Annotated in this window: 26 protein-coding genes and 2 pseudogenes; 21 read left to right on the top strand and 7 right to left on the bottom strand. The window is 66.6% G+C overall.

From position 1 onward, the window contains the following. Window positions 1-21 precede the first annotated feature (21 nt). Entirely contained in the window at window positions 22-660 is a 639-nt protein-coding gene (locus ACF062_RS37530) for a hypothetical protein (protein WP_392144460.1), read from the top strand. 60 nt (window positions 661-720) lie between these two features. On the opposite strand, the gene ACF062_RS37525 is transcribed toward ACF062_RS37530, so the two are convergent. Further along, window positions 721-4,482 (bottom strand): DNRLRE domain-containing protein, encoded by a 3,762-nt coding sequence (locus ACF062_RS37525; protein ID WP_392144458.1) that lies wholly within the window; start codon window positions 4,480-4,482, stop codon window positions 721-723. A gap of 340 nt (window positions 4,483-4,822) precedes the next feature. Here ACF062_RS37525 and ACF062_RS37520 point away from each other — a divergent pair. Beyond that, window positions 4,823-5,341 (top strand): annotated as a pseudogene (locus ACF062_RS37520) (integrase core domain protein); the annotation flags it as partial. Next, window positions 5,338-6,114 (top strand): IS21-like element helper ATPase IstB, encoded by a 777-nt coding sequence (gene istB, locus ACF062_RS37515; protein WP_392144456.1) that lies wholly within the window; start codon window positions 5,338-5,340, stop codon window positions 6,112-6,114. The pseudogene ACF062_RS37520 and the gene istB, both read left to right, overlap by 4 nt. A gap of 77 nt (window positions 6,115-6,191) precedes the next feature. Here the strand turns inward: istB and ACF062_RS37510 are convergent, their stop codons facing one another. Further along, window positions 6,192-6,500 (bottom strand): hypothetical protein, encoded by a 309-nt coding sequence (locus tag ACF062_RS37510; RefSeq protein WP_392144454.1) that lies wholly within the window; start codon window positions 6,498-6,500, stop codon window positions 6,192-6,194. Between the two features lie 554 nt (window positions 6,501-7,054). Continuing rightward, window positions 7,055-7,510, bottom strand: a complete 456-nt coding sequence (locus tag ACF062_RS37505; protein WP_392144452.1) for a hypothetical protein — start codon at window positions 7,508-7,510, stop codon at window positions 7,055-7,057. A 58-nt stretch (window positions 7,511-7,568) separates the two neighbouring features. Between ACF062_RS37505 and ACF062_RS37500 the strand changes: the two genes are divergently transcribed. From ACF062_RS37500 to ACF062_RS37470, 7 genes are all read left to right on the top strand, one after another. Further along, window positions 7,569-7,703, top strand: coding sequence for a hypothetical protein (locus ACF062_RS37500; protein ID WP_392144450.1), 135 nt, complete (start codon window positions 7,569-7,571; stop codon window positions 7,701-7,703). Then, entirely contained in the window at window positions 7,700-7,870 is a 171-nt protein-coding gene (locus ACF062_RS37495) for a hypothetical protein (RefSeq protein WP_392144448.1), read from the top strand. The genes ACF062_RS37500 and ACF062_RS37495 overlap by 4 nt, the downstream gene beginning before the upstream one ends. Then, complete coding sequence (locus ACF062_RS37490) at window positions 7,867-8,103, top strand: hypothetical protein (protein WP_392144447.1); 237 nt, start codon at window positions 7,867-7,869, stop codon at window positions 8,101-8,103. The genes ACF062_RS37495 and ACF062_RS37490 overlap by 4 nt, the downstream gene beginning before the upstream one ends. 9 nt (window positions 8,104-8,112) lie before the next feature. Beyond that, window positions 8,113-8,304, top strand: coding sequence for a toxin-antitoxin system HicB family antitoxin (locus tag ACF062_RS37485; protein ID WP_240660128.1), 192 nt, complete (start codon window positions 8,113-8,115; stop codon window positions 8,302-8,304). Beyond that, window positions 8,301-8,597: a hypothetical protein gene (locus ACF062_RS37480; protein WP_392144444.1), complete on the top strand. Its 297-nt coding sequence runs from the start codon at window positions 8,301-8,303 to the stop codon at window positions 8,595-8,597. The genes ACF062_RS37485 and ACF062_RS37480 overlap by 4 nt, the downstream gene beginning before the upstream one ends. A 109-nt stretch (window positions 8,598-8,706) precedes the next feature. Beyond that, the gene (locus ACF062_RS37475) at window positions 8,707-9,111 is read left to right on the top strand and encodes a hypothetical protein (protein WP_392144442.1); all 405 of its coding nucleotides are present in this window, start codon (window positions 8,707-8,709) and stop codon (window positions 9,109-9,111) included. 94 nt (window positions 9,112-9,205) lie between these two features. After that, complete coding sequence (locus ACF062_RS37470) at window positions 9,206-9,361, top strand: hypothetical protein (RefSeq protein WP_392144651.1); 156 nt, start codon at window positions 9,206-9,208, stop codon at window positions 9,359-9,361. Between the two features lie 75 nt (window positions 9,362-9,436). On the opposite strand, the pseudogene ACF062_RS37465 reads toward ACF062_RS37470, so the two are convergent. Then, window positions 9,437-9,658, bottom strand: a pseudogene (locus tag ACF062_RS37465) (DNA-binding response regulator); the annotation flags it as partial. Between the two features lie 4 nt (window positions 9,659-9,662). Between ACF062_RS37465 and ACF062_RS37460 the strand changes: the two are divergent. The 4 genes from ACF062_RS37460 to ACF062_RS37445 all read left to right on the top strand — a co-directional run bounded on the left by ACF062_RS37460 (window position 9,663) and on the right by ACF062_RS37445 (window position 12,730). Further along, the gene (locus ACF062_RS37460; protein WP_392144441.1) at window positions 9,663-10,457 is read left to right on the top strand and encodes a hypothetical protein; all 795 of its coding nucleotides are present in this window, start codon (window positions 9,663-9,665) and stop codon (window positions 10,455-10,457) included. A gap of 642 nt (window positions 10,458-11,099) precedes the next feature. Continuing rightward, entirely contained in the window at window positions 11,100-11,531 is a 432-nt protein-coding gene (locus tag ACF062_RS37455) for a hypothetical protein (protein ID WP_392144439.1), read from the top strand. Then, on the top strand, window positions 11,522-11,836 hold the full coding sequence (locus ACF062_RS37450; protein WP_392144437.1) for a hypothetical protein: 315 nt from the start codon (window positions 11,522-11,524) through the stop codon (window positions 11,834-11,836). The genes ACF062_RS37455 and ACF062_RS37450 overlap by 10 nt, the downstream gene beginning before the upstream one ends. Window positions 11,837-11,911: 75 nt before the next feature. After that, window positions 11,912-12,730 carry a hypothetical protein gene (locus tag ACF062_RS37445; protein ID WP_392144435.1) on the top strand — a complete coding sequence of 273 codons (819 nt, stop codon included), beginning with the start codon at window positions 11,912-11,914 and terminating at the stop codon, window positions 12,728-12,730. A 53-nt stretch (window positions 12,731-12,783) separates the two neighbouring features. Here the strand turns inward: ACF062_RS37445 and ACF062_RS37440 are convergent, their stop codons facing one another. Beyond that, window positions 12,784-13,449: a hypothetical protein gene (locus tag ACF062_RS37440; RefSeq protein WP_392144433.1), complete on the bottom strand. Its 666-nt coding sequence runs from the start codon at window positions 13,447-13,449 to the stop codon at window positions 12,784-12,786. Window positions 13,450-14,340: 891 nt separating this feature from the next. Between ACF062_RS37440 and ACF062_RS37435 the strand changes: the two genes are divergently transcribed. From ACF062_RS37435 to ACF062_RS37420, 4 genes are all read left to right on the top strand, one after another. Then, window positions 14,341-15,579, top strand: a complete 1,239-nt coding sequence (locus tag ACF062_RS37435; RefSeq protein WP_392144631.1) for an IS110 family transposase — start codon at window positions 14,341-14,343, stop codon at window positions 15,577-15,579. A gap of 50 nt (window positions 15,580-15,629) precedes the next feature. Continuing rightward, window positions 15,630-15,932, top strand: a complete 303-nt coding sequence (locus ACF062_RS37430) for a hypothetical protein (protein ID WP_392144431.1) — start codon at window positions 15,630-15,632, stop codon at window positions 15,930-15,932. Window positions 15,933-16,032: 100 nt separating this feature from the next. Next, window positions 16,033-16,848: a hypothetical protein gene (locus ACF062_RS37425; protein WP_392144430.1), complete on the top strand. Its 816-nt coding sequence runs from the start codon at window positions 16,033-16,035 to the stop codon at window positions 16,846-16,848. Between the two features lie 55 nt (window positions 16,849-16,903). Further along, window positions 16,904-17,167 (top strand): hypothetical protein, encoded by a 264-nt coding sequence (locus ACF062_RS37420; protein ID WP_392144428.1) that lies wholly within the window; start codon window positions 16,904-16,906, stop codon window positions 17,165-17,167. A 229-nt stretch (window positions 17,168-17,396) separates the two neighbouring features. On the opposite strand, the gene ACF062_RS37415 is transcribed toward ACF062_RS37420, so the two are convergent. Next, complete coding sequence (locus ACF062_RS37415) at window positions 17,397-17,957, bottom strand: hypothetical protein (RefSeq protein ID WP_392144426.1); 561 nt, start codon at window positions 17,955-17,957, stop codon at window positions 17,397-17,399. Window positions 17,958-18,085: 128 nt separating this feature from the next. On the opposite strand from ACF062_RS37415, the gene ACF062_RS37410 reads away from it, so the two are divergent. After that, window positions 18,086-18,493, top strand: a complete 408-nt coding sequence (locus ACF062_RS37410) for a hypothetical protein (RefSeq protein WP_392144424.1) — start codon at window positions 18,086-18,088, stop codon at window positions 18,491-18,493. A gap of 154 nt (window positions 18,494-18,647) precedes the next feature. Here ACF062_RS37410 and ACF062_RS37405 read toward each other — a convergent pair whose 3' ends face one another. Continuing rightward, window positions 18,648-18,905 carry a hypothetical protein gene (locus ACF062_RS37405; protein WP_392144422.1) on the bottom strand — a complete coding sequence of 86 codons (258 nt, stop codon included), beginning with the start codon at window positions 18,903-18,905 and terminating at the stop codon, window positions 18,648-18,650. Window positions 18,906-19,049: 144 nt separating this feature from the next. Between ACF062_RS37405 and ACF062_RS37400 the strand changes: the two genes are divergently transcribed. After that, entirely contained in the window at window positions 19,050-22,103 is a 3,054-nt protein-coding gene (locus ACF062_RS37400) for an RHS repeat-associated core domain-containing protein (protein ID WP_392144629.1), read from the top strand. A 259-nt stretch (window positions 22,104-22,362) separates the two neighbouring features. Continuing rightward, on the top strand, window positions 22,363-22,590 hold the full coding sequence (locus ACF062_RS37395) for a DUF6199 family natural product biosynthesis protein (protein ID WP_392144420.1): 228 nt from the start codon (window positions 22,363-22,365) through the stop codon (window positions 22,588-22,590). Window positions 22,591-22,928 lie beyond the last annotated feature (338 nt).

The following is a 22,928-nucleotide window of genomic DNA, read 5'->3' as shown; positions in this document are numbered from 1 at the left end:
GTTGTCGGTACGGTGCCCTGCATGAGCGAAAAGATAGAGCGGGTGCAGGCGGCGTGGGCCCGGCTGGAACAGTGGTTGGCCGAGCACGCGCCGCTGTCGCATCGCAGTCTGCTCCCGCCGGCGGCCGGGGAGGAGATCGGCGCGGCGGATGCGGCGCTTCGCCGGCAGCTGGGCTTCGGGCTTCCCGAGGAGTTGGTCGCGCTGTGGCGGCTGTGCGGGGGAGTGGACCACCAGGTCATTGAGGAAGACGAACAAGGCGAGGTCGGCTCCGGGGCGTTTTTGCCCGGCGGGGTCATCATGTCCCCGGGGCAGGCGCTGGGGCCCCGGCTGCCTGGCGTCGGCAAGCAGGATGGCTGGGGCAGTCTGGCCGCGGTGCCGTGGCTGACCCGCGACGAGGCCGGGCCTGAATCTGGTCACTGGGTGTCTGATGACGGGGTGGGCCACTGGTACCTGAGTGAGCCGCCGGACGGCCCTCAATTTGCGTCGATGGCTGCCTACTTCGACGAAGTGTTCTGCACCCTTACCGAGGGTCCGGCCGACCGGATGGGATCCGATGTGCCCGGTCTGGTGTGGGGCTGCCTGATCTGGGACGACCCGGCCCGGGAGCAGCCGTTCCGGGCTTTGGACGAGGCGTCCGCCCATTGGCGGCCGGTGCACTGACCGCACAGCCGGGGCCCCGCCGCCTGGTGCGGCGGCGGGGCCCGTGATGCGACGGTGCTGTTAGGGCTTGGCCATCGTGCAGACCAGGTCCGCCTTGGACGGGTCACAGCCCTTGAACCAGGCGTTGCCCGGATCCAGCAGGTACTTGTCCTTGTCGATGATGCGGAACTTCTTCAGGAACGGGGTGTAGAAGTTGTCCAGGCTCATCGAGCCGGAGTTGACCTTTCCTGACATCGACGACCGGCCGCACTTCTCGTTGAACGCGGGCGGGTCGTAGCGGGTGTCGTCCAGGAGATGCTCGCTGCCGTCGTCGGTCTTGGCCGCTACGGTCTGGATGCACTCGCCGCCGCCGTTGGCCCCGGCGGTGTTCTGGCCGCCGATGGCCGCCGGAACCCCGGGGGACTGGTAGGTGGAAGAGAACGGGAACTCGTCACAGGAGATCGTCTCCGGAGCGCCTTCAGCGATCTCCGGGTGCAGCGCGGTCCATGAGTGCTTAACGAAACGCTTCTTGGGCACCCAGCCGTCAGCGCGCGGGCCCGTGTACTTCGGGCACATCACCTTGTCTCGGTTGTCGTCGCGCTCGTGGGCTTTCTCGTTGCGTTCCTTGCGCGGCAGGTACTGCAACGGATCGGTCAGCGATGCGCCGCCGCCCTTGACCTTCGACTTGTTCTGGATCAGCCACGCGTGTGCTGCTGCCGCCGGGTACTTCGCGGTGTTGAACTTGTAGGTCGGGAAGTACTGGGGAAGGACGCAGCCCGCGTCGGCGCCGTTCGCGGCGACCTTGTCGCAGCGTACTTCCAGGCCGGGGGAGCGCCAGGGGCCGGAGTCCTGCTCCTTGTCGCCCTTGCCGTCCGGCGGGCCGGATTCGGTGACGAAATGCCCGACGAACCAGACCGGCAGGGTCTTCGATAGATCGGTGTCCCGGCTGCCGGAAGCCTTGTTGACGCTGCCATTCCACTTGTGGTCGGCGGTGCCGGTGGCGATGTGGCTGTCGGTCGGATCATACTGACCGCCGCCCTTCCAGCTCAGGTCGTTGTAGAAGTCGAAGTTCTTCACGCCCGAGCCGCCCTCGCAGCCGTCGCTGTAGCACATGGAGTCGATGAAGGCGTTCTCGCCGCCATCACCGAGCAGCACGGCACGCTCATCCCCCGGGAAATCGTTGTAGATCGGAACGATCTGGATCCACGTCTTGATGTCGCCGGTCTTCGGGTCGGTTTTCACCTGGAACGCGAACTCGAAGTCGGCCCGGTACTTGGCGACCTCTACGCCCTGGTAGGTGTAGATCGCCGTGAAGCCCACGTTGTAGAACAGGCAGGCCTCATTCCGGGTGATCAGCGACTTCTGTGCCTCGCCGGCCAGAGTCGGCTGGCACCAGTTGCCCTTGATGATCGGGTCCGGATAGGACGGGGCGCGGATGGCCAGTGCCCTGGCGGCCTTGTGGGTTCCCTCGACCGAGCGCTGTTTCAGCGGGGTGACGGTGACCGTGGCGCCGCCCTTGGTGAAGGTGCGGGGCTCCCAGCCCTTCCACCCCGACGCTCCTTCACCGGCCGGGGCCTGCGGCTCGTCGATTTGGGTGGGAGCGGCCGCCGACGGATCGAGCTTCGGCAGCGCGATGTCGATCTTCTGCTTGCGGTTGTAGTCACGGTTTCCGGCGGTGAAGCCGTAATCCTTGATCGGGCCCACGTTGTCGGCCCGGTCCACCGAGCGTGCCTCCAGGGCGTGATTGCCGTCCTCGGCCGGGGTCGCGGCGAACGACGCGGTGGCTGCCGACGTGACGGCCCTGGGCATGCTCGTGGCTACGGTCGACCAGTTCGCGTCCGCGGCATCGTCCTCGTAGGGGTCGAGCCGGTACTGGACGTCGCGAGCGTCGGACACGCCGGTGTCGACGTTGAACGTGCCCTCGATGCCCTCACCGCCGCCGCCGTAGTTCTCCGGATAGGTGGCCGAGGCGATGGACTTCGGCTCGCCGGGGGCGGTGGTGTCGACGACGAACTCACGCCACGGGGAGAAGTTCAGGTTGTAGTGGGTGCCGTCGTAGGCGTTAGTGCGGAACTTATACGTCTTGCCGTCGACCAGCTGGCCCGCTGGGACCTTCACGCTCGCCCATGCACCGGGACTGACGAAGTCGGAGACGATGACGCCGTCGCCGGCCGGGGTGGTGATGGGCTTGTTCGTCGCCGCGTCGTAGACCTGGAAGGTGCCATTGACGCTGTCACCGTCGGCGTCGGTAAACTTGTCCCGCAGCGTCGGTGTGGTGGAGTTGACCGCCCAGACGCCGGCGTAGGACTTGAAGGGGGCGCCGGCCTGCTGCGCGGTGCCGTCACCGGGACGGTAGTTGTAGTTGACCGTCAGCTTCGGCTGGTTGGCGGTGGCATTACGGGAGTTGACGATCTTCCACGCCTTGGTGTCGTCCTCCGCGGCACGGATGCCCATGTGGCCGCGGGTCTGTTTCGCCGACGCCCACGTCTGCACCAGGTCCTTCACATCTGCCTTGATCCAGCCGTCGGCGGTGGAGGGGCAGCCCTGGGCGTTAGCCTTGGTCTCGGTGGAGGTGGCGTACTTCTGCATCCAGTCCGGCTGTGCTGTCCACCGCGATGCGGAGGAGCCGGCAGTGGTGTTCCACACGTCCCAGCCGTGCGGTTTGCAGTCGGTGTTGCCGGAGTGGGTGTTGTAGAACTCCACCTTGGCCGACGAGATCAGGGCGTCGGCAAAGGGCTCGGTGTTCCACGTCATCAGCGATCGAGCCAGACGGGTGGTGCCGTCGGCGTTCTTGGTTCCAGGGTTGCCCCAGTCGAGCTCCGTCTGCGATCCGAGGTCAGTGGTCTCGCCGCGCTGCACGTAGGTATCGAAGGTGTTGCCCAGGGCCGAGGTGGAGGGATCGATGGTCACCGGATACCGGGTGTCCTCATCGGCCAGCCAGGCGATGTCCGGGGTGACTATGAGGTCGATGTTCCCGCTGCCGTGATCGACGATCTTCATCTGCACACGATGGCGGTTCTCGTGTTTGCCGGACACCTTGTCCACGGAGGCGTCCCACATGACCGGCGCGGGCATGGTGGCCTTCCGTGCGCCAGTCTTGGCGTCGGTGAAGGTCACCGAGCCGTCATCATGCGCCTTGGCCTTCAGGCCGTCGGTTTTGAGCGGCAGAGTGTAGGAGTACGGGCCGTGGGGCCGCTGGTTGAGCTTGGTGTACTGCTCGAAGCCGGTGCGAGTCGCCTCGACGATCACGTCCGCGCCGGGCACGGCGTCCTTGTAGGTGGCGGTGGTGCCCTCCAGCTGCGGGTCAGGCAAGCCGCCCTTCCACTGCAGCGTGACCTGCTCGCCATCCTCACCGCCGAGGGTGACCAGATCGCGCGGGGTGGCATCCCGGGTGGCTTTGAGGGACGTCGCCGGTGTGCCGCCGCCCTTGCCCAACGTCAAACCGCTCGGGTGCGCCTTGGCCCTGATGCTGCCGTCGGCGGCCTTGTGGAAGGAGGCATCGACATCGACCCACTTGCCGTCCCTGGCGATCCGTTCCGGGCCGGCGGTCAGTTCGGAGGTGAGGCTGCCGTCGGCGTTGGCGTAGGTGAGGCTGGTGGCGGTCGTCTCGTCCGGGACCAGGGTCTTCTTCCCGGTCTTCTTCGCCTGAGCCAGCGCCCAGGGGATGCCGCCCCTGGAATGCTTGGCGGCCCACCTCAGGTCCGAGTCCTCGGTCTCGGCATCCGAGGGCTGTAACGAGCGGGTAGTCGAGGATGTCACCTTGTCCGTGCCGTCGTCGGACGGTAGGGCCGTGGACGTGGCGGCGACCGCCAGAGGTGCCACGGTGAGTAACAAGGTGGGCATGGCTATGTGCCGAAATCTTCGCTTATGTCGTTTGCCGGTAGACACATTCGTCCCTTCAACAACAAGATGGTTGTCGCGCCGAAGTCATGCCTACGTGGCTCTGAGATCGGCGCGCAACCAGTCATGAAGGGGCACCAATGGCCTTAACGGCCATGCCGGTTGTGAGCGTAATCACGGTTGTACAAGAAAAGCTCACGATCGCGTTGCGTTCCTCAGGTCGATCACCAATTAGCCGGCGCCGAGGAGTATTTGACGAGAAAAAGTTGGAGTTGGTGCGTACTCCTGCGAACCGGGGGAATCTGCAACGCCACCGGGTAGCGCCTCGTGAGCCTGCCGACACGGCCTGCGGGCAGTCAGGGACCACATGGCCTTGCGGCCGCTGCCCGAGACGCCCTATGTCGTCACCCAGCGGCACCTGCGGCCGGTCGGCAAGGACTGCCTCGTCGCCTTCGCCGGAAACCTTTACTCGGTGCCGGCCCGCAAGGTCCGTCCCCGGCAGGTGATCGAGGTCCGGGCCACGAAGTCCCAGGTCATGCTGCACTCCACCATCGCCGATGCCGACGGCTCCACATTGCTGGCCGCCCACCCGCGAGCGGTCGGCAAAGGCGTCCGGGTCGTCGACGAAGAGCACTGGGACGGTCTGCCCGACGGCAGGAACCGCCGTGTCACCACAGGCGACATCATGCCGCTGCCCCGCCACGAGGCACCTCTGGACGAGGAAGCCGGGCCGCTGCAGGCCCTGCTGACCCGTGCCGCGGCCGCCAGCATCCCAGTCGGCCGCCGTCCGCTGTCGGTCTATGACGAGCTGACCGGCACGCGACCGTTCACCACCGCCCCCACGAAGAAGGAATCGTCTTGAGCGAGCTGGTCTCCACCCGCATCCGCACCACGGCCGGCAAGCTCGGCCTGCCCCACCTGGCCGAGGCCCTGAACCAGTACGCTCAGCGCGACGAGGCCAAGATGGGCTATCTCGACTTCCTCGATCTGGTGCTGTCCGAGGAGCTGGCCGTCCGCGACGACCGCCGCTTCCGCCAGGGCCTGAGACTGTCGAAGCTCCCGCACCACAAGACGCTGGATGACTACGACTTTTCCTTTCAGCCCGACCTCGACCCGCGCAAGGTGAAGGACCTGGCCACCTTGTCGTTCGTCGAGGCCAAGGCGAACGCGGCCCTGCTCGGCCCGCCCGGAGTCGGCAAGACCCACATCGCCGTCGCCCTCGCCGTCGCAGCCTGCCGGGCCGACTACTCGATCTACTTCACCAGCCTCGACGACATGGTCCGCAACCTCACCGCCGCCGAAGCCGCAGGCCGCCTGACGAGTAAACTCGGCACCTACCTTCGCCCGAGTGTTCTGGTGGTGGACGAGGTCGGCTACCAGCCTCTGGAACGAGCGGAGGCCAACCTCGTCTTCCAGGTGATCTCCAAGCGTTACGAAAAGGGCTTGATCATCCTGACCTCGAACAAGACCTTCAGTGAATGGGGCCAGGTCTTCGGCGACGAAGTCTATGGACAAGGGATGCACTGTGCACCGACGGGGGCTGGGCTGTGGCCCGGCGGCTGGCCCGCCGGGTTCTCGTCGCCGGAACTGGGTGAATGGCAGCAGCCTCTTCTGGAGATCTCTGTCATCCGGTGACGGGCTCCGCTGTTCTGGCTGGTTAGGCCACCTGGGTGTCCTGCTCGATGGCGGCGAGCCGGTTCTTGAGTCGGTAGCTACTGGCCACCGCGATCCTCGACCGGCTCCTCCACCACTGCGACGTGATCTCGATCAACGGCCCCACCGCTCATCCTGCTGAGGATCCCGTCGATCTCCTGCAGGTCAGCCATGACTCCGCGGGCGAGCTGTCCATCGGCCACCAGGGCCTCGGCCATGCGGAAGGCGTGATCGAAGTCCAGGGCGATCTCGTCTGTCATTACCGCATGCCTGGCCAACCAGGCCACCTGGGTCTGGGCATCAGCCGCCAACACTGCGAGCGACTCCATCAGCAGGCACCGACGGAACGAAGGATCGGGACTCTCCATCGCACGATCCTCGCACGCCAACTTCTGACGAGCCCACAGGCGAACATTCGACTGAGCACATTTATCCGTACTTACCTGAGCGCTTTCGCGAGTACGCCGACAGCCGGTGACGTTACCGAGCCGGGCAACAGTTATCTCTGGGGCGAAATCGACCTCTGCATCCTATGCCGACGCTACTCCTCGATGTCCCCCAGCCCGTGGCTTCGGCGCGGCCTGCGGGTTGTGGCCATGGGACTGCCCTGCGACCTCGTTTACACGCGATGTCGCGCGGCCGGCATCCTCGCCAGCCAGTTTGGTACCACCGGACAATGCCTGGGAATGGCTCGCCCCCATCTCCGTCACGGCCAACGGCCTCATCAAGGACCATGTCCGACTGGGGAGAACATCTCGTGTTGGTGGCCTCGACCCTGAGTTTCCTGGCGTGGTCGAGGATGCGCCAGCCGTCTTCAGATTCGTGCTTGGTTCACGCGCGCTCGTTGGCGGTAGGAGCGGCCTGTGCTGGGCCGACGGTCGCGACGGCTATCGCTGTTCCACCCCCGGGGCTGAGAACACGTCTACGCGTCCAGCTCGTCGTGATGGGGGGCGCTTCTGCGCTGAGGGCGGTTGATGAGTATCAGGATGAAGCAGACGGTGGCGCAGGCCAGTCCTGCGTAAAGCAGGGGCGTGGTCCAGAACGACACACTGTTGGTGCTGTGTCCGCTGCTCCAATGGCAGGTAACGGATGGGGGTAAGTGGTGGATGCTCGCTGATGTCAGGTTGTAGTCCCGCCCGACGTCCACGTAGTCGCCACTGGCGGTCTTCGTTGCGCAGAGGTCGAGGGGATGCGTGTAGGCGAGACCATAGAAGGTGCCAGCACCGTAAGCGGCGAGAGCTGCTGCACTTCCGACCGCAGCCAGGCGAGCTGTCCGTGTGGGCTTCTTCCGGGTCACCCACAGCGCGTATGGGAACACTGCGATGACGAAGAGTAAGAGCGTGATTGCGGGTGGGCCGAAGAGTGCGAAGAGTTCCATGCGCCCTGACGCTACTTCGATCCAAGGAGCCGCTGCTCTGGTTGGGCACCTGGTCATAGTGCGGCTGAAGCAGCTGCGCGAGCAGGTGGCGGCACGGACCGAGCACGCTGCGGTCACACCGTGGACGGACCGGCTGCCGGAGCTCGCCGCGCGTCCCCTGGACGGCGAGGCGGCCGGGGCGGTGCTCGCGTGAGCACCGAGCTGAGCGGGGTCGACCTCGCGCGCCAGACCCTGGTCGCGGCCCGGGAGGCGGCGAAGACGAACGGCGGCGCCCAGACGAAGAGGGTGAAGCGGCGCACTGGCACCGTCGTCGGCGTGACGGGCGTAATCCGATCGGGCTCGGTGCGGCGATCGGCATGATGATGACCGAGCGCGGCGTGGTCGCCCCGGCCGCCGACGGCAGCGTCCTCGCCCGGTTCGACGACATCCTCGCTGCGGCCGAGCCCGAGTTCGCCGGACACGTCCAGGCCGTGCGCTTCGACGCGGATACCGGCCGCCTGGACATCACCCCCGATTCTCCCGCACACGGCACGAAGCTGCGCTGCAGCGAAACATGGCCCGACACCATGATAGGCACCAGTTCTGGTGGCTAAAGTGGTGGCATGACTGTGATGACGCTGCGTATCCCTGACGATCTGGATCCCTCGATCCGCGCCGGTGCCGAGGCTGCGGGCCTGTCCCTGAACGCGTACATCGTCCGGGCGGCTCGCCGCCAGGCCACCTTGGATGCCGCGCGGCAGCTCGCCTCGCTGGGTCTGGGTGAGGACCTGGCGGGCGAGGGCGACGCTCTGTGAGGCGCGGTGAGGTCTGGACTCTGGCCGATGGACGCAGCGTCCTGATCGTCTCCCTGGACGGTCTGGAGACATCATTCAAGGCGGTACTCGTGATCGTGCTGCATCCGAGCGGGCGCTACCCCGACACGGCGATGAGCGTGGTGATCGGTGACCCGATGCCGTGCACAGCGGTCGCCGTGAACCTCCAGCAGCTGCGCATGACACGCTTTACGGACGCGACCCGCGTCGGGGTGGTGCCCGCCGAAACGATGGCGCGGGTGGACCATGCGCTGCGCGCGGTTCTCGATCTGTGAGGCGCGTTCTCAGCTTGTCCTTAAACCCCGGGTTGGTGATGCCTCGACTCTGGTAGCCCCTTCATTCCGTCCGCACATGGGACACTGGTAGGCGATCGAGGAGGACACCGTGGAGAACCTGCCGCTTCACGAGCTGGGGCTGTTGCGCGGGGCAGTGGAGGGGCACGACACCCGTTACTTCGGCTCGTTGCTGGCACTCGACTGGCATGCGCACTCGGTGCTTCAGGCTGGACTGATCGTCCCGATGCCGGCAGGCGCGCAGCGACACGATGACTGCCAGTTCTACGAGGCCACCGCAGCAGGCTGCGAGTTCTACGCCGCCCACCTTTCCGGGTTGGACGAGCGCGCCATTGGCCGAGCGAGCTCCTGGGGCGACCATCCTCGGCTTGCGGCTGCGGCGCGGGAACTGGGCAGGCTGTTGGACGCAGTTGAGCACTCGGCTGATTCGGCCGCGGTCCCCAACGCGAGCACTGAGCTTGTATTCAGCACTGATGCCGGTTCCGCTCGACGATAGTCTCGGGTCGTCTGACCGTTTTGCCGACGTCGTAGCGGGTGGCGGAGTGCCGGTTCTTCGAGCCGAGCGGCCTGCCGGGACCAGGTCTGGCGGGTTGGTGATCGTCGACCCGATGCCGTGCACCGCGGTCGCCGTGAACCTCCAGCAACTGCACGCGACACGCTTTACGGACGTCACCCGCGCCGGGGTGGTGCCCGCCGAAACGATGCCGCGGGTGGACCAGGCGCTGCGCGCGGTTCTCGATCTGTGAGGCGCGGTCGTCGTACGACCACCGCAGTTGACGATGAGCTCGCTGCTACGCCGTGCTGGAGCCGGTGCACCTGCTGCTGGAGCGGGCGCGGCTGGTCAGTTCCTCCAGGCCGCGGCCGGCGCGGGTGGGTGGCGGCTGGGTGACGTACCGGTCGATGAGCTTACGGGTGATCGCGGGCGCGAGCAGGGCGTCGCTGCGGGCGGCGACGCGCACGGCGTGCAGGAAGTCCTCCGGCACGATGTCCTTGACGAGGAACCCGGCGGCACCAGCGTGCAGCGCGTCGAAGACGTACTCGTCCGACATGGCCAACGACATCCGCAACAACCGTATCGACCACACGCTCCACGACATCAAGATCTTCTGCATGGAGGGGTACGGCAAGACACCCAACCAAGTCGTCACCGGCGCCGTCCCCGACACCAGCCACCACCCGCTGCCCTGCGACGGGGACCGCGAGGTCCTCAAGGCCGGGTGGCACAAGCTCGCTCTGCACACCCATCCGGACGCCGTCGCCGCGCTCGAGGTCGCTGTCGGCCGCGAACCGGACCTGCTGCCCTTCGGGGCCGTCACCGAGATCCCTGTCCAGCCGGGCATCATCAGCGACCGGTGGACCCACCGGCTGACGATGTGCGATCCGACCGCCGCCCACGCCATCCTCGCCCAGGACGCCAAGGCGGAGGCATTCTTCATCGACCCGCTCACCGACATGCCGGTCCTGCGCACGCCCGGCGACGACGGCAAGCAGGTGTGGCGGTTCTACGCCCCGCTGTCCCTCCCGGCCAGCGGCACGGAACTCGCCTCGGTCGTCCTGCACCACACCCTGTGGGTGCTCACCAGGGACGGCCACGTCCACCCCGCGCCCTGCACGCCGACCGAGCACCTGTGGTGGGGCGACGGCTGGGGCGACCGGGCCAGCGAGGCCGCAGCCGTCGTCGACCAGCTCCTGAACGACCTCGGCGCCACCGTCGACCTGCACAAGCACTGGGACGCCCCCAAGGGGCTGACCGCCCTATTCAACGAGAAACACAAGGAGGGCGCCGAACTCACCCGCGCCGCCCTGCTCCACGCCCGCATGACCCCACACCGCACACGCTAAGCCGACCCCTTGCGTGCTCCGGCCCCACTCGGGCCCGGGCCCGCACCTGTTAATACATGGCACGGAGCGCGGCTTGGGGCGCTACTCCGCCGGATCCTCGTCGCCGTGCCGCACCGCCTTCTTCCCTGCTCGACCTCGTGGCGCGGCTGGTAGGTGGCTTTGGCGCGCGCGGTGACGGCGGATTGCCTGAGACCGTAGGTGGTCGCGTCACAAGGCCAGACGCCGCAATTCCACGCCACCGTCCGTGGGCCGTGCACGGTCAGCGGCGGCGGCCGAACGGCCACCAGTTCCGGCGCGTACGGCGCCGAGGCGTGGCAGCCGACCGCGGCGGTGACGAGTGACTGCAGAGGTCTGGGCGTAGGCGGTTTCGGCGCGGTCCGTACGGTCTTTCCCTTGTGGCCGAAACTCACGCGAGTTACGTGTGCAGTGCAATCAGACTGTGACCGGGGGTGGCGCAACCATGTGCAGCGTCACATCCGGCATCGGACGAACGGGCCGTGATGTCCGCTTAGTTGATGTTGCTGCATGTGTGGCGCGGGGCCTAGGAAGGTCGGCGGCGCGACTAACCGCAACCACATGAGTGAGGACGACGACTACGTGTCCAGTTCCACCAGACGAAGAGGTACCCTCGCCCGCTTAGCCATGGGCGTCACCGCTGCCCTGCTCCTGGGAACCGGGATGGCTACCGCCGCCCCCGTACCCGACCATACGTCGAACCCAGGCCCCGATTACGCCCCGTCCTCCCGGCCCGCCGCGGGGGTGGAGAGGGCCCTCAGGGCCAACTCGCACCGCCCGGAATCGGGCAAGGACCCCTCTGCCGGCCCGGCCTGGAAGCAGGTCGACGGAGGGCTTGAGACCTGGAGCGTAAAGACCACCAAGGTCCAACTGCGCAACAAGGTCACCGACAAGGACAACGACACGGCCAACCTCACCTTCGAGGTCTGGACCATCGGCACGGACGGCAAACCCAAGACACAGGTCAAGCTCACCGATGAAAATCCCTACGGCGTCCTGGTTTCGAAGTTCGTCCCCAGCGGTTCACTGGCGACCGTGACCGTGGACCGTTGCTGCTGAAGCCGAACGTTGACTACCTCTTTCGCACCAGCGCCTATGACGGCGGCCTGTACGAGACGGAGTGGTCCCCGTGGGCCCGGATGCGCATCGAACTGCCGGTTGACCTGACCCTTCCCAACCCGGACCACAATGCGCCGCACCCCAGCTTCACCACTCCACCCAACAGCCAGCAGACCAAGCCGCTGAAGTCTGCCACCGCCCGCAGCACCTACAAGGCCGACAAGCGGCAGTGCGGCCGGCCGACAAGAACGGCGTCCAGGCGTGCGTCAAGACCAACCCGGTGCCGGACAAGCCAGCTGCCCTGAACGGCTACACCGCACTGGTTCCTTGGCGACAAGCACAGTGCGACCCTGACGACGAAGTACACGTGGGATGACTCCGTGGCGGACAAGCAGTACCGGTTCAAGCCCGACGTGAAGATCGAGGGCACGGTGCACTCTCCCGGCGTCGGGCAGCGGGTCGACTACCAGTGGTCCAAGGGCTACTGGGAGGAGAACCCCGACCTGGACGAGATCCGCTGTGACACCTTCACCATGCAGTACGACGGCACGGGCTGTGTCTTCGTCAACTCGGCCCCCAGCTACGTCTTCAACGCCAAGAGTTACCCTCAGGCCGCAGCGCACGCCTGGCTGATCCAGGAGAAGCTGAAAAACCAACCGGGACGGTACGACAAGCCCCTCTACTACATGGGGAACAAGGCTCAGAACGACAGGAACCGGGACCGGATATGCCCAGACAGGTGGGCTGCGGAGAATGGTGACCAGAGCGCTCGAGACGATGCGAACGACACGTTGAACTGTGACGAGCTCGCCTTCGCGTCCTCCTACAACAGCGGCGGGATGAAGAAGAGCGAAGGCGGGCTGAATGAGGCCGTGCCCGCGGACTCCACCACGGGCACCCCGAACGGGAAGGCCTGCGTGCAGACCTTCGCGAAGAAGCAGGGCACGAAGATCCACCTGTACAACGTCGACTTCGGCGGCGGATCGGGCAAGGTGCCGCACTTCAACGAGGTGTGCGGACGTTCGGCGATCTCCGGTGTCCACAACCAGGAGTCCATGGGCGGCAACTTCGTCAGGTTCAAGAAGCAGATGCGGATCATGGACAAGGACGCCTACTGGCTCGACACCCGAATGAGCGGGAGGTGCGATCCCACGGACGGCACCGGGAAGCCGTTCCGGTGCACACTGACCGCGAGGTAGCCACCAGCGCCTGACTGCTGGTGCGGGCAAACGTAGGCCCGCACCAGCTCACCTCATGGGTGGACAGGCCGCCAGGGAACCTCCAGCCCATCATCGGGATAGATCCACGCCAGGCACCCCAGCGCCAGTGCCGGTTGTTTCTCGGGAGCTGTTTCCAGCAAGGGCCCACCGCCCGTCTGAAGCAGCTCATAGACCGCCTCCAGATAGGCAGTCACGGACGGCCAGGCCGGGGGCGACAGCTCGGGGCCCGTCATGGTTGACCATTTGCCCACGCCCCGCAGGGTTGGATCCGTCGACCATGAGGCGTACATGCCGCGTTCGCCTGAGCCACTGGGATCCTCGGCACCGAGGAACGACACGAAGTCGGCCCCCTCCCACGGATCATCCTCACCCGGGCCGAAGCGCAGACGCTGCCAGAGCGAGGCCTCGGGGCCGAGGAAGATCCCCCCGGGCAGGAAGCTGCCTGCCCACACCGCAGAGTCCTTATTGCCCGACACCTCGACATCCTGGACACCCCCGCACACCCGCCACAGCGCTTTCAGCTCGGGCGGGAAGCCGAAGTCGAGCGCATGCATCAGACGGGCCTCTGCCGCAGTGACAGCGTCCGCAGCCGCCGGAGGAAGCAACGAGGCGTACGAGGCAGGCGCCCACTCGGCCAGCCAACCAGCAAGCCGATCCCACACCGCAGTGACCTGCTCTATCTCGCTCTGATCAGACATTCAGCCAACCTACAAGCAGCCAGCCCCGCTTCGCCCGCATACAGATGCACTCCGTGGTCACCGCCCACGAGCAGCTGCAGCCACCGTGTGCAAGCGACGTCGACAACAGCGAGATCGGCCGTCTTTTCGTCCTCCGGCCAACGGCTGGTCCCAGAAGATCGGCAGATGAGCAGACCAGCCCCGAACCAGACGCGGGAGGAGAACCCGCAGTGGCGGCAGGACGGGTGGCGGCGCGGCGGCCGCCGTGGTGGCGGCGGTGCCGACGGGGCAGCGGAGTTGTCGGAGCGGCGGGCGCCGGTGCCTCGCGGGAAGCGGGTCGGCCGCCGCGGGCGCCGTCATGCACCTGTCTGCCCAAAGGTTCCCTTGGGGTCTTACAGGTCATGTAGTGGCTGGCGGGCCGGCCGGGGCTGCAGCGCACAAAACCCTAATCCGTAGTTGTGAGCGTTCCGCAGGAGCGGGTGCTTCTCGGAGCGTTCGAGTACCAGACCGTGACATCCAGGTGCAGCCGGGCCGTGGAGGCCTCAACGTAGATCGGTGCGCGGTCTGGTGCGAGTGGTGACGGTCACGTGGGCGCCGGGCGGATGTCTTCACTGAACCCGGCTCCTGAGGCCTCGGTCAAGAGCGGCAGCGTTCGGCGTCTTCCTACCGCCACCACCAGTAGTCCTGCGTGCTCGTTGGAGTTGGTGGTACGACCCCGCCTTGCGGTGACCTCTCGATACGCCCGAGCCATAGGAGCTCCCGGTGCAGACCGAGGCCCGTGGGGTGCGCTGGTGCCACGAACGGCTAGTGAGGTGGCGGCTCGACCGCGACGCGGTCGAGGCCTGGGATTAGGTCGCTGCGTGGCCCGCATGCGCTCGTGACCAGCGCAAACGCCGAACTCTGGGGAGGGGAATCTTGATCTACTGCGGAATCGACTGGGCGGAACGCACCCACGACGTCGCCCTGGTCGACGACACCGGTCAGCTGCTGGCCAAGCGGCACATCACCGACGACGCGGCCGGCTACAAGATCCTGCTGGAACTGCTCGCCGAGTACGGCGACACCGCCGAGAACCCCATCCCGGTCGCGATCGAGACCTCCCGCGGCCTGCTGGTCGCCGTCCTGCGGACCGGCACGCGTAAGGTGTTCGCGATCAACCCGATGGCCGCCGCCCGCTACCGCGACCGGCACAGCGTCTCGCGCAAGAAGTCCGACCCCGGCGACGCCCTGGTCCTCGCCAACATCCTCCGCACCGACATGCACGCCCACCGGCCGCTGCCCGACGACTCCGACCTCGGCCGCGCGATCACCGTCCTGGCGCGTGCTCAGCAGGACTCGTTGTGGAACCGGCAGCAGCTGGCCAACCAGCTGCGTTCCCTGCTGCGCGAGTACTACCCCGCCGCGTTGGCCGCCTTCGCCGCCTGGACCAACGGTCTGTGCCGCCACGAGGCCCGCGAGCTCCTCAAGACCGCTCCGACCCCGACCCGGGCCGCACGGCTGACCCGCACGCAGATCCAGGCCGCGCTCAAGCGAGCCGGACGCCAGCACGGCATCGAAGCCGAGGCCGAACGCCTCCGCGAGGTCTTCCGCGCGGAGTGGGCCCACCAGCCGCCTCTGGTCGAGGACGCGCTCGGCAAGCAGATGCTCGCCCTCCTCATCCAGCTGGATGCCGCCTGCACCGCCGCCGACCAGCTCGCAGAAGCGGTCGAAGAGGCCTTCCCCCAGCACCCGGACGCCGAGATCCTGCTGAGCTTCCCCGGCCTCGGCATCCAGCTCGCCGCCCGCGTCCTGGCCGAGATCGGCGACGACCGCACCCGCTTCGCCGACGCCCGCGGCCTCAAGGCCTACGCCGGCTCCTCACCCATCACCCGAGCCTCCGGCAAGAAGGCCGCCATCACCAGACGCTGGGTGAAGAACGACCGCCTCAACCACGCCGGCTACCTCTGGGCCTTCGCCTCACTCCGGGCCTCCGCCGGGGCCAACACCCACTACCGGCGCCGACGCGAACAAGGCGACTGGCACGCGGCCGCCCAGCGCAACCTCTTCAACCGCATGGTCGGCCAGCTCTACCACTGCCTCCAGAAGCGAGAACTCTTCGACGAGCAGTCGGCCTTTCCCTCACTGTCGCTCGCCGAGGCAGCGGCAGCCTGACCAACCAAGACGCCTTGCCCGCATTGGTGAAGGCAGCCGATCATTCGGCCATGAGACCCGAAGTGCAGATGTTCGTTACCGACGGCCCGCTTCCCGACTGGGACGCGAGCGAAGAAGAGATCGACAGGCGTGTCGCGCAACTAGAAGCGATTGCGAAGCCGGTCACGGGAGAGGAAGCCAAGGCTCTCGTCTCCTGCTTCGGCCCGGACGACTGCTACGGCGTCGCCTGGACGCTCCTGCACCTCATCGAGACAGGTCCCAACTTCCTCCTGACGGCTGCCCCTGGGCCCGACGCCAACGAGTGGCACCAGCGCCTCTACGACCGCGCCGTGAACGGAGGACTCATCCCCTGAACTTGACGGCATAGCAACGTGAGGTGTCTTGACCTAAAACGCACTTGCCCCAGCATCTTTGCTGCGAGGACACGTATGTGGTGAAGCGAGGCGAAGCACTATGCAGAGCTCGAGATCCATCGGCAGCAACCAGTCGAGCTTCGCTGTGTACGCCCGCAGTCTCGACCCTGCCCTTCTGGCAGCGCTCAACGTCGATCAGTCTGTCGTTGTCCTCACAGAGACCCTTGTAACGGTCTGCAAGGCTCTCACTGACTCAGATGACTCCAGGCCGCGGCACCAACGGCTGGAGGACTGCCTCACCAGCTTCGACGAAGACAGGTTCCGTGAAATCTTCACGGCCTGCGAGGAACAGCTCAAAGTCGACGGTCCAAAGCACTGGGTCGACAAGTTCAAGAACGAGAGCTACAAAGGCTTCGCAGAACGCCTCCTGGGCGCCGCACAGTACCGGCTGCTCGTGATCGCCTTGAACAAGGACGCAGCCGTGGTGGCCTTGGCCGTCCGGCGCGGCGTCCGCGCACTCGCCCCCTTCGCCGTGGCCTGGAACGATGCCCTCAGTCTTACGTCGAAGAGCCAGTTGAAGGCGGCGAGCATGACAGAACTGCTCGCCGTCAATGCCATCCAGTTGGTCATCAGCCTGGACGACTTCCTGGGTGCCAAGGTCCTTGCTGCTTTGCCGATGGAGACCACTGCGGCGACGAGCTCCGACCTTGCCGCGTGGGCTCCGGACGGTCCCGACTTCCTCGCCGCCCAGTGCCGGAACCTGGTCACAGAAGCATCTGCACGACGCGTCGAGCGAGCCAACTCGCCACTCGTGAGGAAGATCCGTGGCGCGCGGGACGCTCTTAAGTACTCGGAGGACGGCGTCTCACAAGTACTCGGAGGACGGCGTCTCACAGGCGGCGAACTCCCTCATTGAGCTGCTCGACAGAATCATGCGCGAGTCCTTCGCTCCGAAGAATGTGCTGCTCTGGGTGGATGAGAACCTGCCTGAGGAGCCGGACCTCATTTACCTTGACGAGGGCGGCCAAAGGAAGCCGACGAAACGAGCCGAAGCCTTGTGCTTCGTCTACAGCGGTGGTCCGGTGAGGGCCCGCGAGGCCAATCCGTACGACGATGGAGAGGGCCCCGCCTTCCTCCACGACATCCTGGCTCTCGCCCTGGTCTCAGCGCGGAACAAGCTGCAGAAACTCAAGCAGACAACGGCACCCCTGAGGAACGCGAGCAGCTCACGGTGATCCTGTCAGCGCTTGAAGGAGCCCTCATGCTGGGCCTCACGATCGGTGGCCTCTCCGCTGAATCCGCAGGCCTCGGGGAACTCGCTGCCGCATAAGGCGGAGACAAGCCCACCCCCACCACGGACGAATCATCCCGCGACGCAAGTGCCAGAAATCGGGTCCGCCCCGGCCCGCTCGGGCGGTGTCCGGGACGGGCCCGCCCTTGGCGCTCGTGTCGGGCGGGGCGAGGTCACCTGCGCCAGCGGCGGGACAGCAGCCGGCGCCAGAGCAAGCGCCGACGGGGAGCAGGGACGCGGGGGAGGGGTGCCTGGGCGGGCGGTGGCGGCAGGACGGGTGGCGGCGCGGCCGGTGTGGGCGGCGGTGTTGCCGGGGCGGCGGGCGCCGGTTCCTCGCAGGGAAGCGGGTCGGCCACCGCGGGTGCAGGTGGGGCGGCTTGGCTGTGTGCATGTTCCCGGGCGAGGCGGCGGCGGTGGGCCTCGCGGCCGTGCTGGGCTTTCTCCAGGGCGGTCATCAGGGCGAAGGCGGGCGCGGGGCGGAATCCGGTGTGCTGTCCAAGGGCGATCAGCGGAAGCGGGATCAGGCCCCACCAGGCGGCGTCGTCGGCCGGGTAGGGGTGGGAGATCTTCCAGTCCTTCGCCCAGGAGGCCATCTCGCCGCTCCAGTCCTCGCCCTCGAGGGCGGGGTAGGTGCCGGGGTGGCCGCCATACGGGATGAGGACGGTGTCCTTGGTGATCCAGCAGGCTGCGCTGCCCGCCTGGATGAGCTGCCGCTGGGCGGAGGTGGGGCACACCTTGGCATGGGTGTCGGGCTTGCCGTTGGGGCGGACCTTGACGGTGCTCTCGGGGGGGGGTACTGCTGGGGGTCGTCGCGGTCGAAGAACCACCAGTGGGTGGTCTTCTCGCCGTAGGTGGTGCGCACATGCTGCAGGCGGGGGCCGGCCACCGCTGTGGTGAGCGGGCGGCGGGGCCGGTCGATGACGACGACCTGGTCGTCGTGGCGGATGACGAGCGCGGGTGGCAGTTCCCAGCGCTGTCCGGCGAGTTGGGGGTCGATCTGGAGGCAGACGGTGGCGCCGGGCAGGGCGCGCTTCAGCTGGTCGCGCAGATCGAGGATGACGGTGAGGTCGGCCTGGACCGCTCGAAGTCGGATCAGGACCCGGCCGAATGGCAGCCGCCGCTCGCCGATGCCCGCTGTACCCACACCACCCACTGGGTGGCGACCAAGCTCCGCTGGGGCCTGACCGTCGACACGGCCGAACGGCAGGCCCTGCGGGAGCTGGCCGCCGGGTGCGGGCAGGAGACGGTGGAGTACGAACCCGCCGGCTGACGCGTCTCGGCCCCGGGCGCCGGGGCGGACATCCGCATGGCCATCTGGTGGTCCGCCCCCTAGGCGCCGCGCTTCTTGGCCGTCGTCTTTCTCGCCGGGGTCTTCTTCGTGGTCGTCTTCTTGGCGGCCGCCTTCTAAGCGGTTCTCTTCGGTTTCATCTCGTGCACGGTCGCGTGCTCGCCCTCGTCGCGGCTCTCCTGGGCGCGCGCGGGGGCTTCTTGCCGTCGGCCTTGGCGTGGATGACTTCCTCCAGGGCCGCGGTGTAGCGGTCGGTGGCCCAGTCCTGGCCGGTGATGTCGTCGACGGTCATGGAGTCGATGAGGAGGGTGGCGCGCTTGATCTCTGCTTCGTCGATGTCGACCGGCTTCGGGGTCACGGCCTCGGGTGAGCGGACTTCGTCGCCCCACTTCATGGCGTGCAGGACGATGACGTCGTCGCGGACGCGGAGCAGGCCCAGGCGCTCGCGGCCGTGATTGTGTGCTTGTTGACCTCGTATGGCGATACCTCCATGGTCAGCCCCGAGACGACCAGCCTAGGAAGGCTCGCCGCCGCACGCATGCCCGGCCGCACCACGGTTGCCTCCGTGCCACCGCGCGCGTCTGGCCCGCGGGCGGGGCTGGCTTGCTCCACCGGCAACCTGATGCTGACCGCCACCGACTTCTCCATCGCGGGCGTCGGCCAGGAGCTGACGTTGGCCCGCACGTACAACTCGCTGGACGCGCCGTGGGGCAAGGTCTCCCAGCGCTGGTGGCAGCAGTACGAGCGCTACCTCCAGGTCCTCGAAGGTGAAGTGGTCCTGTACGACGCCTCCGGTGACACCCTGCGCTTCAAGAAGGCCGCGGACGGCTCCTTCACCACGCCCAAGGGCTACTCCAAGGAGTTGAAGAAGAACGCGGACGGCACCTACACCGTCACCAACTGGAAGTCGCACACCAAGGACACCTACGACGAGCACGGCACCCTGACCAAGGTCACCGACAAGAACAAGGGCACCATCACCGTCACCCAGCACGACGAGCACAAGGGCTTCAAGCTCACCGAGACCCGCTCGGGCCGCTGGATCGACCTGCTCAAGACCGACGCCTCGCAGTGGCAGGCCAAGGACAACTCCGGCCGCACCGCCGTCTTCGACCTCGATCCCGACGGCAACCTCCACAAGACCACCGACGCCGAAGGCAAGACCACCACCTTCGGCTACGACACCTCCGACCGCCTGACAAAGATCACCACGGCGGAGGGCCGGGTCACCGTCTTCACCTACGACGACGCCAACCGCGTCACCTCCATGCTGCGCGCCACCGAGCTCAACGGATCCGGTCACACCGGACCCACCTGGACCTACGAGTACGACGCCAACTCACCCACGGCGGCGGGCACGACGAAGGTCGCTGACCCCGAAAAGCACGTGACGCGTTACAAGCATGACGGCGACGGCCAGGTCGACGAGGTCACCGACGCGCTCGGGCACAAGCGGTCCACGAAGTACGACGCGAACCACAACGTCGACACCGCTACCGACGCCATGGGTTCGGGCTCCACACCCGGCAACGTGTCCGACTACGGGTTCAACACCCGCAACAACCTGGAGTCGGTGAAGTCACCGACCGGCGGGAAGTCGGTCACCAGCTGGCAGACGATCGCCGGCGGTGACAAGCCCAAGGACTCCACCAACGCCGACGGCGAGAAGACCTCCTTCACCTACGACACGGCCGGTAACACCAAGTCGGTCGCGCAGACCGGCACGGGGGGCGGCAGCGTCTCCTATACCTATAACCCCGCCAGTCCGACGTGCGGCGGCTTCGAGGGCCAGCGGTGTGCGGCCGAGACGAAGATGTCGTCGACCAAGACGGTCAAGACGTCCTTCACCTACGACGGCAAGGGCAATCTGACCAAGGCGGCCCCGCCCAAGCCGCTGGGGGAGACCACCTTCACCTACGACAGCCTGGGCCGCACCGAGACCCTCACCGACGGCCGGGGCATCAAGAAGGTCTTCACCTACGACAACCTCGACCGGATCAAGACCGTCTCCACCACCAACGGCACAGTCCGCTACTGGTACGACGGCGACGGCAACCTGCGCCAGCGCGACGACTCCACCGGCACCATCACCTACCGGTTCGACCCACTGCAACGCGAGACCATCCGCACGCTCCAGGACGGCTCGCAGACGCTGCTGGCCTACACGCCCGCGGGCAACGTCGACTACTACCAGGACCCGGCCGGGAAGATCGACTACACCTGGAATGAGGTCAACAAGCTCAAGGAGCTGAGGGACCCGGCGGGCAAGGTCACCACGTACAAGTACAACAACAACGACGTCCGCACCGAGACCGCCTACCCCGGCGGCACCGTGCAGACCGTCGACGTCGACAACTCCAGCCGCCCCGAGAGGATCATGGCCAAGTCCGCCAAGGGCACCCTGGTCGACCTCGCCTACACCTACGGCTACGGCACCGACGCCAAGACCGACGGCAGCAAGATCCGCACCAAGACCGACGCCGTCGCGGGGATGAAGACCAGCTACACCTACGACGGCGCGGGCCGCTTCTCCTACGCCGCCGAGAACAAGGGCTCCACCCTCAACTCGTCCTGGCAGTACTGCTACGACCTCGCTGGGAACCTGACCAGTCAAGGCACGGCCGAGGGCTGCCCCCGGGGGACGACGTACAGCGTCAACGACGCCCAGCAGATCACCGCGAAGAACGGCTCCTCGACGAACTGGTCCTACGACCTCGAAGGCAACGAGACGGCAGGCGCCTCCACCCCGGAGGGCACCCGGACCGGCGAGAAGTGGTCGGACCACAGCCAGCTCACCTCGCTGACCGTCGCGGGCAAGACGTATGCGGGCCAGTACGGCTCGACCGACCAGAGCGAGCGCGTCAAGCTCGGCGACACCTACTTCCACAACGGCCCCCTCGGCCTCTCCGCCACCTCCACCGGCGGCATCGACACCGGCTTCAACCGCGAACCCGGGGGCACACTCAACTCCATGGCCCGGGACGGGAAGACGTACTTCTACCTCACCGACGCGATCGGCTCCGTCGTGGCGGTTGCGGACGAGTCCGGTACCAAGGTCAACACTTACAGCTACAGCCCGCGAGGCGTGGAGCGGTCGACGACCTCGGAGAAGATCAGCCAGCCCTACCGGTTCGCCGGCGGCTACCAGGACCCCACCGGCCTGTACCACTTCTCGGCCCGCTACTACGACCCCAACATCGGCCGCTTCAACAATCCCGACCCTTCCGGCCAGGAACAGAACCCCTACCTCTACGCCGAGGGCGACCCCGTCAACCGCATCGACCCTAGCGGCCTGGCCTCCATAGGTATCAGCGGCGAAGTATGCGCCTTCGGCGGTTGCCTTGGAGGAAGCGTCTCCGTCAATGACGACGGATCCGTGCACCCCAGCCTCTCGGCAGGCGTGGGAACCCCAGGAGCCAGCCTTGGTGTCGAGGCCAGTGGCAGTGACGTCGCCCCTGGCGCGTCCGCTAACGCTGAATGCTCGGCAGGGCCTTACAAGGCGTCAGTGAGCCACGAGGGCGATACGACGGCCAGCCTCGGCACTCAATTCTCGAGTCCTGGATGCTCTGCGAAAGCCCAATACACCTGGTAGAAAAGGATAAAGATAAAATGGTGACGCTATATGCAGCGCGTGGCGGAGGGTCTGAATTCCCCGTATGGGGTCAAATTATCGTCCTCGTCGTCTTCGTGATTCTCTGTGTCGCCATGGCAACAAAACTAGTGCGCCACCGCAGGAAATGAGTGAAAGGGTGCACTGCCACACGGCAGTGCACCCTTCGCTGTTCGATCACCTTGCCGAAGGCCGGCAGCGTGGCAGAACCGTACGACGCTGCCAGAAGCGGAGATTATCCATGAAGGGCCTGCTGACTATCGCATTCTTATGTCTTTTCATAGCCGCTGGGCTGGTTCAGACCATAAAGCCACAGCTGCTGTGGAAGATGAATCGGCCCCTTCAGGAGCCCTTCGTCAAGGATTACAAATCCACCGAGCCTTCTCCTGCTGGTTACGTGATGATGCGTGTGGTAGGCGGGATCGTGCTGATGGTTGCGCTGACTATGCTGATCCTCGTTCTCCGTTAGGCGTGCTGTAAAGGCTTCGGACATGCCTTTGAGAGGGGGCGTGTCCCGCAGTCGCAGAAGCCCAGGCACTGGACCAGCACGAGGGATTCCTCCTGGGGGGAGGAGGTCGGTAATCGCGTCGACAGGCCCGGCGCCGGAACTGCCGATCACCCTCGACATGCCGGGCAAGGTCGCCGACTTCCTCCGCTCCGCCGAGCTGGACCCCGGCGAGCCGCGCTCGCCCAGGGGGTCACCGTACGGCGCGGCCAGGGCTACACCCTGCGCGTCACCGCCGTCCCGGCCGTGCACCTCGGGCTCCTCGCCCGCTGCCAGCCGCTCGACGGGGGCCATGGCGCCCC

It is taken from the genome of Streptomyces sp. NPDC015345 (genome assembly GCF_043078805.1).
Classification (GTDB): domain Bacteria; phylum Actinomycetota; class Actinomycetes; order Streptomycetales; family Streptomycetaceae; genus Streptomyces.
The sequence above is the reverse complement of the archived record's forward strand: the minus strand, read 5'-3'. Positions and strand labels throughout refer to the sequence as shown.

Bases quoted from the DNA above. Each gene is read 5' to 3' on its own strand.
- ACF062_RS37430 (WP_392144431.1), top strand. From the start codon at position 15,630: ATGAGACCCGAAGTGCAGATGTTCGTTACCGACGGCCCGCTTCCCGAC.
- ACF062_RS37490 (WP_392144447.1), top strand. From the start codon at position 7,867: ATGATGATGACCGAGCGCGGCGTGGTCGCCCCGGCCGCCGACGGCAGC.
- ACF062_RS37460 (WP_392144441.1), top strand. From the start codon at position 9,663: ATGGCCAACGACATCCGCAACAACCGTATCGACCACACGCTCCACGAC.
- ACF062_RS37405 (WP_392144422.1), bottom strand. From the start codon at position 18,905: ATGAAGTGGGGCGACGAAGTCCGCTCACCCGAGGCCGTGACCCCGAAG.
- ACF062_RS37485 (WP_240660128.1), top strand. From the start codon at position 8,113: ATGACTGTGATGACGCTGCGTATCCCTGACGATCTGGATCCCTCGATC.
- ACF062_RS37400 (WP_392144629.1), top strand. From the start codon at position 19,050: ATGCCCGGCCGCACCACGGTTGCCTCCGTGCCACCGCGCGCGTCTGGC.
- ACF062_RS37510 (WP_392144454.1), bottom strand. From the start codon at position 6,500: ATGGAGAGTCCCGATCCTTCGTTCCGTCGGTGCCTGCTGATGGAGTCG.
- ACF062_RS37530 (WP_392144460.1), top strand. From the start codon at position 22: ATGAGCGAAAAGATAGAGCGGGTGCAGGCGGCGTGGGCCCGGCTGGAA.
- ACF062_RS37395 (WP_392144420.1), top strand. From the start codon at position 22,363: ATGAAGGGCCTGCTGACTATCGCATTCTTATGTCTTTTCATAGCCGCT.
- ACF062_RS37410 (WP_392144424.1), top strand. From the start codon at position 18,086: ATGCTGCAGGCGGGGGCCGGCCACCGCTGTGGTGAGCGGGCGGCGGGG.
- ACF062_RS37455 (WP_392144439.1), top strand. From the start codon at position 11,100: ATGGGCGTCACCGCTGCCCTGCTCCTGGGAACCGGGATGGCTACCGCC.
- ACF062_RS37440 (WP_392144433.1), bottom strand. From the start codon at position 13,449: ATGTCTGATCAGAGCGAGATAGAGCAGGTCACTGCGGTGTGGGATCGG.
- ACF062_RS37425 (WP_392144430.1), top strand. From the start codon at position 16,033: ATGCAGAGCTCGAGATCCATCGGCAGCAACCAGTCGAGCTTCGCTGTG.
- ACF062_RS37505 (WP_392144452.1), bottom strand. From the start codon at position 7,510: ATGGAACTCTTCGCACTCTTCGGCCCACCCGCAATCACGCTCTTACTC.
- ACF062_RS37525 (WP_392144458.1), bottom strand. From the start codon at position 4,482: ATGCCCACCTTGTTACTCACCGTGGCACCTCTGGCGGTCGCCGCCACG.